This window comes from Thermostichus sp. MS-CIW-40, from assembly GCF_054058315.1.
On the sequence record NZ_JBSSAC010000068.1, the window covers coordinates 1 to 11,023 of the forward strand.

General features: G+C 58.4%; 9 protein-coding genes and 1 pseudogene. 9 read left to right on the forward strand and 1 reads right to left on the reverse strand.

Going from position 1 to position 11,023, the window contains the following annotated elements; all coding sequences use genetic code 11:
* Positions 1–423: 423 nt before the first annotated feature.
* The 6 genes and pseudogenes from ACVWXF_RS13635 (at position 424) to ACVWXF_RS13660 (ending at position 7,047) form a co-directional block, all read left to right on the forward strand.
* On the forward strand, positions 424–1,287 hold the full coding sequence (locus ACVWXF_RS13635) for an ABC transporter substrate-binding protein (protein ID WP_457474657.1): 864 nt from the start codon (positions 424–426) through the stop codon (positions 1,285–1,287).
* Entirely contained in the window at positions 1,284–2,105 is an 822-nt protein-coding gene (locus ACVWXF_RS13640; RefSeq protein WP_414388318.1) for an amino acid ABC transporter permease, read from the forward strand. The genes ACVWXF_RS13635 and ACVWXF_RS13640 overlap by 4 nt, the downstream gene beginning before the upstream one ends.
* 94 nt (positions 2,106–2,199) lie before the next feature.
* A pseudogene (locus ACVWXF_RS13645) lies at positions 2,200–2,353 on the forward strand (RNA-guided endonuclease InsQ/TnpB family protein); the annotation flags it as partial.
* Between the two features lie 76 nt (positions 2,354–2,429).
* A complete protein-coding gene (locus ACVWXF_RS13650) occupies positions 2,430–3,641 on the forward strand; it encodes an RNA-guided endonuclease InsQ/TnpB family protein (RefSeq protein WP_457474658.1) in 1,212 nt (403 codons plus the stop codon).
* A gap of 153 nt (positions 3,642–3,794) precedes the next feature.
* Positions 3,795–5,510, forward strand: coding sequence for a succinate dehydrogenase/fumarate reductase flavoprotein subunit (locus tag ACVWXF_RS13655; protein WP_457474659.1), 1,716 nt, complete (start codon positions 3,795–3,797; stop codon positions 5,508–5,510).
* A gap of 139 nt (positions 5,511–5,649) precedes the next feature.
* Positions 5,650–7,047: an aminotransferase class III-fold pyridoxal phosphate-dependent enzyme gene (locus tag ACVWXF_RS13660; protein WP_457474660.1), complete on the forward strand. Its 1,398-nt coding sequence runs from the start codon at positions 5,650–5,652 to the stop codon at positions 7,045–7,047.
* Positions 7,048–7,082: 35 nt separating this feature from the next.
* Here the strand turns inward: ACVWXF_RS13660 and ACVWXF_RS13665 are convergent, their stop codons facing one another.
* Positions 7,083–7,772 carry a hypothetical protein gene (locus ACVWXF_RS13665; protein ID WP_457474661.1) on the reverse strand — a complete coding sequence of 230 codons (690 nt, stop codon included), beginning with the start codon at positions 7,770–7,772 and terminating at the stop codon, positions 7,083–7,085.
* Positions 7,773–8,089: 317 nt separating this feature from the next.
* Here ACVWXF_RS13665 and purF point away from each other — a divergent pair, with 317 nt between their 5' ends.
* Genes purF through ACVWXF_RS13680 form a run of 3 tightly spaced genes read left to right on the forward strand, consistent with a single transcriptional unit; the run spans position 8,090 to position 10,738 of the window.
* Positions 8,090–9,718 (forward strand): amidophosphoribosyltransferase, encoded by a 1,629-nt coding sequence (gene purF / locus ACVWXF_RS13670; RefSeq protein WP_457474662.1) that lies wholly within the window; start codon positions 8,090–8,092, stop codon positions 9,716–9,718.
* 52 nt (positions 9,719–9,770) lie between these two features.
* Positions 9,771–10,304 (forward strand): peptide deformylase, encoded by a 534-nt coding sequence (gene def / locus ACVWXF_RS13675; RefSeq protein ID WP_457474663.1) that lies wholly within the window; start codon positions 9,771–9,773, stop codon positions 10,302–10,304.
* Between the two features lie 11 nt (positions 10,305–10,315).
* The gene (locus tag ACVWXF_RS13680) at positions 10,316–10,738 is read left to right on the forward strand and encodes a thiol-disulfide oxidoreductase DCC family protein (protein ID WP_457474664.1); all 423 of its coding nucleotides are present in this window, start codon (positions 10,316–10,318) and stop codon (positions 10,736–10,738) included.
* Positions 10,739–11,023: the final 285 nt, after the last annotated feature.

The window sequence follows — 11,023 nt, forward strand, 5'->3', positions numbered from 1 at the left end:
CAACTCTTTGCCGCAAATCCAAAGAATGAGTCGGCATTCCTTTCTCTCCTTCCTCTTGAATACCTGTACCCTATTTTAAATTAAAAGGCTGTACCCAGAACGTCGATTCTCCGTTGCCCACAGAGGGATACGGATTGCCCCCCGGGCAACACAGCACGAGTCTTGATCGCAAGTCTCAGGGGATGCCTTTCTGGAGGAGATATTTCAATCTCAATTGGGATTCATAAGCTCAATCCTGAGACAGTTGATTTGCCTTTTTTAGAGCATGTTTGGAGAATTGCGACCCGCTCGCCCCAGTCGGGAATAGCCACCCAAAGCGGCAGTGTCAGGTGATACTACCTTGCAACGGGAATTGTGACAGCCTTGGATAGCTTGGATGGATTCCAATGGGTTTGCCCTTCACCTTCATCTGAGGTTTTGCCGATGTCTGTTTCTCGACGCCGATCCCTACAAGCTCTTTGCTTGACCCTAGCCGGATGCTGGGCTCTAGGCACACACCAGGGATCCCTGCTGGCCCAAAGCAGAGACCTGTTGGCTCAAATTCAAGAGCGCGGGGTACTCCGGGTTTCCACCGACTCCAATTACCGGCCTCAGAGCTACCTCAATCCCGACGGCAGTTGGGAAGGATTTGATGTGGATGTGGCGCGCGAGATCGCCAAGCGCTTGGGGGTAGAGGCTGAGTTTCTGGATATCAACTTTGATGTCATCACCGCCGGATCTTGGAATGGCCGCTGGGATGTCAATGTCGGCTCCATGACCGTAACTGCCGAGCGCCAGAAAGCTCTGCTGTTTACCATTCCCTACTACTACACCCCCGCCAGCTTCGTGGTCCACCAAGCCTCGACCCTGACCGATATCGCCGCCTTGGAAGGAAAGCGAGTCGGGGTGGGCACCGCCACCACCTACCAAGCTTACCTGGAGGGCAACCTCACTCTGGAAGGAGAGACCATCCAAGTTCCGGCCCCGCGGGTGGACATTCGCATCTACGACACCGATAGCCTGGCTCTGCAGGATTTGGCACTGGGGGATGGCACCCGCCTGGATGCAGTCTTGACAGCTTTGCCGACGGCTGAAAACGCCATTCGGGAAGGGCTGCCCCTGAAAACTCTGGGGGATCCGGTCTACTACGAAGCCTTGGCTGTGGCCTTGGATCGCTCCAGCCCTGCCCCTTCCGAGAGCTTGCAAGCCAAAATTAACGAAATCTTAGAATCCATGCATGCGGACGGCACGCTAACAGCCCTCTCGAAGCGGTATTACGGCATTGATCTGACGAAAAAAGCTGAGTGAGCAAAGACTCTATCCCACTGGAGCAGCCCATTTACCCACCGCCCCGGATTCGAAAAGGGATCCCGTTCCCGGTGGCCCAGGGGTTGTGGTTGGTTTTGTGGCTGCTGTTGTTGGTGTTCACCTTCAGCGGGGTACAGTTGGAGTTGGCCGGGATCCCCATCCGTACCTTGCGTCTCAACGGCAACTTTGTGCGCGAGTGGTGGTGGTTCATCTCGCAAGGGGTGGGCACTACTTTTCAACTGTCCTTGGTCTCCATCCTCTGTGCCACCACCTTGGCCTTTTTGTCGGCACTGGCGGGCCTCTCCCAGATTGCCCCTCTGAGCAGCCTCTCCGCTCTCTATGTCTCGTTGATGCGAGGCACACCTCTATTTCTGCAGTTTTTGTTCATCTACCAGGCTTTGCCGCAACTGGGTCTGGTGTTCGGCTCGTTCACTTCGGCAGTGCTGGCCTTGAGCCTGAACTATGGCGCCTACATGAGCGAGATCTTCCGGGCCGGGATCCAAGCCATTCCCGTCGGGCAGCGGGAAGCTGCCTATGCCCTGGGGCTTAAGCCCTGGCAAACCCTGTGGTGCATCATTTTGCCGCAAGCTTTCCGAATTGTCCTACCCGACATTGGCAACCAATTCATCGCCATGCAGAAAGACACTGCCCTAGCCAGTGCCATTGCTTTGCAGGAGTTGATGGGCCGGGCTCGACAGGCAGGTTTGCCGCGCCAGCACTTCTTCGAGGCTTTGGTGGTGGCAGCGCTGTGGTACTGGCTGCTGACGTTAATCTTGTCATTTTTCCAGGGACGCTTGGAACGGTACCTGGCCCGCTAGAGGAGCCTGACTCTAATCCGGCCATTACTTTGGTGTCTGCTTGCATACGTTTGTGGTTGCCCACAAAGACCAGCTGTGCCGTTCGCGATAGCAGGGGGCTCCAAAAACAGCTAGAAAGCTGGGGGACATCATCCTGCACTGACCTGCCGCAGTGGGTGAAAGAGGATCCCTGCCACCTCAAGCGGAACGCCATTCAAGAGGCAGGGTTGGCCTTTCGAGAGAGCAAAGACCCGAAGTTTCGCAGCGTCAGCTAGAAATCGCAGGAGCCCCGCACTGTACCCGTAGGGTCAGTGTCGGGAGGAATGCGGAAGTTATGATAGAACCATGACCCAAGCCCTGACCGTCTCCTGCAAGCTCAAGGTGTCCCAGTCGCAAGCCGCCAAATTGGACGCGACAATGGATGCCTTTGTGCAGGCGTTGAACTGGGTCAACCAAAACACACCAGAAAAAGTAGTCAACGCAGTCAAACTCCAATCCCTTTGCTATTACCAGATTCGCGCTCGGTTTGGCTTGTCCAGTAATCTGGCCCAGCAGGTCTGCAGACGGGTGGCCGGCGCTCGCAAAGTGGCGAGACAGCGCAACCGTCCAGTTAAAGAGTTCAAGCGTAGGTTCGTTACCTACGATGCACGTATCTTCTCGTTTCGCGAGAAAGACTGGACAGTGTCGCTTGCCACGGTTGATGGAAGAGAACGCTTTGAGCTAGCCATTGGCAACTACCAGAGGGGAATGCTGGCTGGCTCTAACCCCAAATCGGCCACCCTAGTCCAGCGGAAGGACGGCTCCTACTCCATCCAGATTTGTGTCGAGGCAGAGCCCCCCAAGCAACAGAACACCGACAAGGTGATTGGTGTTGACCTGGGACGGCGAGACATTGCCCATACCTCCGAAGGAGACAACTGGAATGGACAGCAGCTGAACAAAGTCCGAGATCACTACTGTCGGTTAAGAGCGTCTCTTCAGCGCAAGGCCAGTAAGGGCACCCGCAGTTGCAGGCGGCGATGCCGTCAACTGCTGCAACGGCTGTCTGGCAAAGAGAGACGTTTTCAAGCTTGGGTGAACCACAGTATCGCTAAGCGCATCGTTAAAGCAGCTCAATCTCTTTCTGCCTGCATTGCCATTGAGGACTTAAGCGGCATTCGAGAACGCACCAATCAACACCCCCGCAGTCGTGAGGAGCGGCGGCGTAGCAATAGCTGGGCGTTCTACCAGCTGCGGCGGTTTATCGAATACAAGGCTGTGAGGGCGGGTGTCAAAGTGGTAGCTGTCCCTGCGGCCTATACCTCGCAGATCTGCCACAAGTGCCTGCATATTCATCCCGACTCCGCTCAATCCTATCGCAAGGGTAAGCAGTTCAAATGCGGGCACTGCGGTTGGGAAGGGGATGCGGATTTTAACGGTGCGAAGGTGATTGCGCTTTTGGGGGCTGTCGTAAACCAGCCTAGAGGTTCGGGCCTGTTTTGTTCTCTGGTGGAGCAGAGCAGGCTCAGGGCTACTGAAAGCCCGCTCCGTACCGCTTTAGCGGTCGGAGTCGGGTAGTTTACAGCAGAAAGTGGTAAGCATACGGCACCGCACCGCTGCTGATAACGAGCTATACTCAGGTGCTGCTGGAGAGGCTGCTGGGGCCGGCCATAATGGGAAAACGCCATCCTAGCTGTGGCGGACATCCTTTGCGAGAGCTTGCCTGCATCCATGCTGGAGCACGACATCGTCATCATTGGGGGAGGGCTGGCCGGTTGCCGGGCGGCTTTGGAAGCTATGCGACGGGATCCCAACCTCGACCTGGCCTTGGTGTCCAAAACCCATCCCATTCGCAGCCACTCGGTAGCAGCCCAAGGGGGCATTGCCGCCGCCTTACAAAATGTTGATCCGCAAGATTCCTGGGAGGCTCATGCCTTCGATACCGTCAAGGGATCCGATTACCTAGCGGATCAAGATGCGGTGGAGATTCTGGCCCGGGAAGCCCCTGAGGTGATCATTGACCTGGAACACCTGGGGGTCTTGTTCTCCCGCCTGCCGGATGGCCGCATTGCCCAGCGGGCCTTTGGGGGACACAGCCACCCGCGCACCTGCTATGCCGCCGACAAAACCGGGCACGCCATTTTACACGAGTTGGTGAGCAACCTCAAGCGCTTTGGGGTCAAACTCTACAGCGAATGGTATGTGCTGGATCTGATCCTGGCAGAAAACCAAGTCCAGGGCGTGGTGATGTTGGAGCAGGCCAGCGGGCGGCTGGAGGTGGTGCGGGCCAAGGCGGTTATGTTGGCTACAGGCGGCTATGGGCGCATCTACAACTCCACTTCCAACGACTTTGCTTCCACCGGCGATGGCATGGCAATGGTGGCGCGGGCCGGCCTGCCTCTGCAGGATATGGAGTTTGTGCAGTTTCATCCCACGGGCCTGTATCCGGTGGGGGTGTTGATCTCAGAGGCAGTGCGCGGAGAGGGGGCCTATCTGATCAATGGGAAGGGGGAGCGCTTCATGGCCGCCTATGCCCCCAGCCAGATGGAATTGGCCCCACGGGACATCACCTCGCGGGCGATTGTTACGGAGGTGCGGGCCGGGCGCGGTATTGACGGCAAAGATTTTGTCTACTTAGACCTGCGGCATCTGGGGGCAGAAAAGATCCACACTCGGCTGCCCTTCTGTTGGGAGGAGGCCCATCGCCACTTGGGCATCGATGCGGTTGTCGATCCCATTCCAGTGCGACCGACGGTGCACTACTGCATGGGCGGGATCCCGGTGACGGTGGAGGGGCAGGTACTGCGGGATGCCCAAACCCGTGTGGAAGGGCTGTTCGCTGCCGGTGAGACGGCCTGTGTTTCGGTGCATGGGGCTAATCGGCTGGGCAGCAACTCTCTCCTGGAGTGCGTTGTTTTCGGGCGGCGCACAGGGGCAGCCCTGGTAGAAGCCGTCAGAGGTCGAGTCTTGCCGAAAGTGGACGAGGGATCCCTGCTCAAACAGGCCGCCAGCCGGATTGCCGGGCTCCTGGAACGATCAGGGAAGAGCCGCATTGATCAGGTGCGGCGGCAATTTCAAGATTGCATGACCGAGCATTGCGGCGTCTACCGCACCGAATCGGTTCTCCAAGAAGGGATCCAAACATGGCAACAGATCCGCCAGCGTTACGAGCGGGATTTGCGCTTGGACGATCGGGGCAAGGTGTGGAACACCGAGCTGATCGAAGCGCTGGAGCTGGACAACCTCATGACGGTGGGGGCTTTGATCCTCGCCAGCGCCCTGGAACGGCGGGAAAGCCGTGGCTCCCACGCGCGGGAAGATTACCCCCAACGGGATGATCAACGGTTTTTACAACACACCTTGGCTGCCTTTCGCGAGGGATCCCCTCAGATCAGCTATCGCCCCGTGGTGATCACCCGGTTTCCCCCTCAGGAGCGGAGATACTAACTTTCCAGAGGCCTCCCAGGCCGATTAGGATTGCTCTATCGTTCCCGTTAGCAGGATGGAGCCCCTTTCAAAATTATCCAATATCTAGGGATTCTATCTTCGCCAGCTTGAAATCTCGTCTACTGCCGGAGGGCCAGCCATGCAAGAAACCCTGGAGAAAGCAGCCGTCGCCCTGCAAGCGGAGCTGAATCTGGAGCCTTTTTGGATGCCCTTTACGGCCAATCGGCAATTTAAAGCCAACCCGCGCCTGTTGGTGGCCGCCCGAGACATGTACTACACCAGCCACGATGGCCGCCAAATCCTAGATGGGACTGCCGGGCTGTGGTGTGTGAATGCTGGCCACTGTCGTCCCCCGATTGTGGAAGCAATCCAACAGCAGGTGGCCCAACTGGACTACGCCCCAGCTTTTCAAATGGGCCATCCCAAAGCCTTTCAACTGGCAGAGCAGCTCATCCAGCTCACTCCTGCCGGACTGGATCACGTTTTTTTCACCAACTCTGGCTCTGAGGCGGTGGATACGGCCCTGAAAATGGCCATCGCCTACCATCGCTTACGCGGACAGGGATCCCGGCAGCGGCTGATTGGCCGGGAACGGGGCTACCACGGCGTTGGCTTTGGGGGCATCTCGGTCGGGGGCATCTCCAACAACCGCAAGTTTTTTGGCAGCCTCATTCCCGGCGTAGACCACCTACCCCACACCCACAACCTGGAGCAAAACGCCTTTAGCCGCGGCCTGCCTCGCTGGGGATCCCACTTGGCAGAAGACTTGGAGCGGATCGTCGCTCTCCACGATGCCAGCACGATTGCAGCGGTGATCGTAGAGCCGGTTGCCGGTTCAACGGGGGTGTTGCTGCCGCCGGTGGGCTATTTGGAAAAGCTGCGGGCCATTTGCGACAAATACGGCATTCTGCTCATCTTCGATGAGGTGATCACCGGCTTTGGGCGTCTGGGATCCCCTTTTGCGGCCAACTATTTCGGAGTGGTGCCGGATCTGATTTGCTGTGCCAAGGGCCTCACCAATGGCACCATCCCAATGGGCGCGGTGATTGTCAAGCAAGAGATCTACAGCGCCTTCATGGAGGCTGCTGGTTCCGCTGATGACCTGCACCGTCCAGGGGACAACAGCAGGACGCTGTCCTGGAGCCCCATCGAGTTTTTCCACGGCTACACCTACTCCGGCCACCCGGTTGCCAGTGCCGCCGGCTTGGCTACCCTGAACCTGTATCGAGAAGAAGGCCTGTTCGAGCGGGCTGCCAGCCTTGCCCCCCTCTGGGAAGAGGCTCTCCATTCCCTGCGCGGCTTGCCTCATGTCATCGATGTACGCAACCTCGGCTTGGTGGGGGCAATTGAATTGGAAGGGATCCCTGGCCGACCGACAGCGCGGGCTTTTGAAGCGTTTTTGCGCTGCTACGAGCGGGGGGTATTGATTCGCACCACAGGCGATATCATCGCTCTCTCCCCACCTTTGATTATCCAGGAAACCCACATTGAACGCTTAGTCACCACTTTGAAGCAAGTTCTTCAAGAGCTACCTTAGCCCTGAGCATCGACAGGAGAAACGGATCGAGGGAGTTAGGAGCTTCTCGGGCTGGGCGTCGGCGAAGGACTGGGACGGGGAGAGGGACTGGGGCTAGGCGAAGGCGACACCGAAGGAAAAGGATTAGGGGTGCCGGTCGGCGTTGGCGAAGGGGAGGGACTGGGCGCGGGCAACACCCGCAAGGGAGCTTTGGCCGAAGCGATTCGGCCCTGGGTATCCGCCACCATTGCCGTCACTTCATAATCCCCGGTGGGAGCAGAAGTGGGAATGGTGATGGGGATGGTGCCGATGCAGGTTTTGCTGTTGGGCTGACAGCCGACGGCAGCGGCAGTGAAATCAAAGGTGAGGGTGAGGGGGCTTTGCCGGATTTCCACCCGGAAACTGATGCCGGCCCCCAAACCCGCAGGAGTCGTCACGGCCACCAGCACGTTGAAGGGTACTGTCTGTCGCGCGTCCGTCAGCGACACCACGGCAATCGAAGGCGGCTCTGCCGCAAAGGAAGCGGTGGGAGAGGGGCTGGGAGTGGGGAAAGGATTAAAGAGGGGAGTGGAAGTGGGGGTTGGGGTGAGCAGCGGCGTAGGGACAGGACTGGGGATGACGAAAGGAGTGGGCGTTGGGGCCACCACCGAGATCGGCGTGATGGTAACCGCAGGCTGTTCGCGGGCATCTTCCTGGCAGGCCACCAGCGACAACGACAGAAGAGCGGCCACACTGGTTTTGATCACAGGGGCTGCTAACGTCCAGCTCTGACGGAACCTATGGGGCTGCTGTCTCATGGGGTTTGACTCCTCACAACACAAAGCTTTGGGATCCTGCCGGTTCTAGGAGAGCCGAGCTTCGGTGGCATTCAACTCAAAAACCCGGCCAACCTGCTTCCTCAGCCGCAAAAGCAGGAGCGTCTCACACGCTGCTAACACTATAGATAGAGCATTAGTTTTTTGCAAACCCCACCTGTGGACTCTCCCTTTGGGGGTGAAGCCAGATAGAGGGGAATGACCTGGGCCGAGTTAGACTGGTAAGCGTGACAGCAAGACGAGGATCCATGGCAGCAAGGGCGGGAGCAGAACCATCTTCTGGCTGTGGAGAAGCAGAGGGGCAGACTGCCGTTGGCGTTGATGCCCTGTACCCCTCAGAAAACATCAGCGGGGCGGGGTATGCCCGGGAAGAGCTGCAAGAGGCTTGCGGGGTCTTTGGCATCCTGGCTCCAGGAGAGGAGGTGGCCAAGCTGGCCTACTTTGGCCTATTTGCCTTGCAGCATCGCGGCCAAGAATCGGCAGGGATCGCCACTTTTGAGGGATCCTTTTGCCGGGTTCACAAGGCGATGGGCTTGGTCTCCCAGGTCTTCGATGAAGTGAACTTGGCCCAACTGACCGGGGATCTGGCGGTTGGTCACACCCGCTACTCCACCACTGGATCCAGCCGCGTGGCCAATGCTCAGCCGGTGATCGTGGAGACTCGCCTGGGGCCGCTGGCTCTGGCCCACAACGGCAATTTGGTCAATGCGGAAGAGCTGCGGAAGGAACTGGAGGCCGCCGACCGGCACCTAACCAGCAGCACCGACTCCGAGTGTATTGCCCACGCCATTGCCCAGGCGGTGAACCAAGGTCAAGATTGGATCGCGGCCACTTGCCAAGCTTTGCGCCGCTGTCAGGGGGCTTTTAGTCTGGTGATCGGCACGCCAGAGGGCCTGATCGGGGCACGGGATCCCTATGGGGTGCGTCCGCTGGTGTTGGGGCTTTTGAGCAGCAACCCCGCTCTGGATGAGCTGCTGCAGTCAGAGATGCTGGAGATCATCTGCAGCGACGGCACCCTCAGCCACCCCGAGGCCGAGCCGCTGCATTACGTGTTGGCTTCAGAAACCTGTGCTTTGGATATCATTGGGGCCGACCCTCTGCGGCAGGTGGAGCCGGGAGAGTTGGTGTGGATCAGCCGTCAGGGGCTGCAATCGGTGCGTTGGGCGGAGGCCACCCCCAAGCTGTGCATCTTCGAGATGATCTACTTCGCCCGCCCAGACAGTTGGATGCACGGGGAAAGCCTCTACTCCTACCGGGTGCGGCTGGGAGAACAACTGGCCAAGGAGGCCCCGGCAGAGGCCGACTGGGTGATCTCCGTTCCCGATTCCGGCACGCCGGCAGCCATTGGCTATGCTCGCCAATTGGGGATCCCTTACACCGAAGGGCTGATCAAAAATCGCTACGTGGGCCGCACCTTTATTCAGCCCACCCAATCCATGCGGGAGCGGGGCATTCGCCTGAAGCTCAACCCCCTGGAAGATGTGCTGGGGGGGAAGCGGATTGTTATTGTGGACGACTCAATTGTGCGGGGCACCACCAGCCAGAAAATCGTCAAGGCCCTGCGCCAGGCGGGGGCTACCCAGGTCCACATGCGCATTTCCAGCCCCCCAGTCACCCATCCCTGCTTCTACGGCATCGATACCGATAGCCAGGATCAATTGATTGCCGCCCAGCATTCCGTAGAGGAAATCGCCGAGAAGATTGGAGTGGATTCTTTGGCCTACCTGAGCTGGGAAGGCATGCTGGCTGCCACGGGCCGGGATCCCAACTCGTTCTGCTCCGCTTGCTTTACCGGCCACTACCCCATCCCCATCCCGGAAGGGCTGAAGCGCTCCAAGCTGGCCCTGGAACTGGTGGCTACTGGCAAGAGCCGCTAGGCTGCTCAGGGATCCCCGCTAGACTGAGAAGAAGAATTGCTTGGGGCAAGCCATGACTTTTCGCCTACGCCAATTGGGGGATCCCATCCTGACGCAAGTGGCCGAGCCGGTGACGGAGTTCAAAACGCCGGCCTTGCAAGATCTCATAGAAGGCATGCTGGCTACCCTGAAAGAGGCGCAGGGGGTGGGCTTGGCTGCTCCTCAGGTGGGATCCCTGCTCCAAGTGCTGATCGTGGCCTCTCGTCCCAATCCCCGCTACCCGGAAGCGCCGCAAATGCAGCCTTTGGTGATGGTTAACCCCCGTCTGCTGGCTTGCAGTTCTGAACAGGTGCTGGGTTGGGAAGGCTGCTTGAGTGTGCCCAATTGCCGTGGTCTGGTGGCCCGCGCCCGCGAAGTGGAGGTGGAGTATTACACTCCGGAAGGCGTCCAGCAGAGAGTGATTTGGCAGGACTTCCCGGCACGGATTTTCCAGCACGAATACGATCACCTCATGGGTCGGCTGTTCTTGCAACGGCAGCCTCAGCAACTGCTTACAGAAGCCCAGTACCAAGCCCAGATTTTGGGTCGGCCTGCAACGGTTGCTTGAGGGATCCCGCCATGCCCTACTTGGTCATCTACGACGGCCTCTGTAACCTCTGTGCCACCGGCGTTCAGCTCTTGGAGCAACTGGATCGCGGGCAACGGTTTTGCTATGCCCCCATGCAAGATGCCTCTGCCTTGGCCCAATGGGGGATCCCGCCGGAGCAGGTGGAGCTGGGGATGATCCTCATCGACCTGGAGCAGCCGGAGCGCCGTTGGCAGGGATCCGCCGCCGTTGAACAGATTGCTGCTCTTCTGCCGGGCGGGGAGCTGTGGCTGGCTTTTTACCGCAACTTCCCCGGCTTGAAGCTTCTGGGGGATCGAGGCTACGAACAGATCCGAGATCACCGCTACGAGTGGTTTGGCCGCCGTAACACCCCATACCTATCTGTCTACCCTGCTTGTGTTTCCTGCCGGGATCCCTTGGCTGACAACCCATAATACTTGGTAATGCTTGCCCTTATCCAGCTACCTGAACTGAAGGAGGCCGATAGGAGAGGGGCTGTACTTAAGGGATCCCTTGACGAGGGATACATTACTCCTGAGTGTTTAATAATTTTTAACTCACCTCATTGGTAAACAGGATGTGTTTGTGTGTCAGGAACACCTTTTCGGCCCTGAGAAAGCTGGCCTAGGTTGTGTTGATCTTTCATTTGAGCCAAAAGAGAGCACTGACGAGATAGAGAAAACTCAAGAAGTTCCTGGCCAATTTGTCAAAACGAGAAC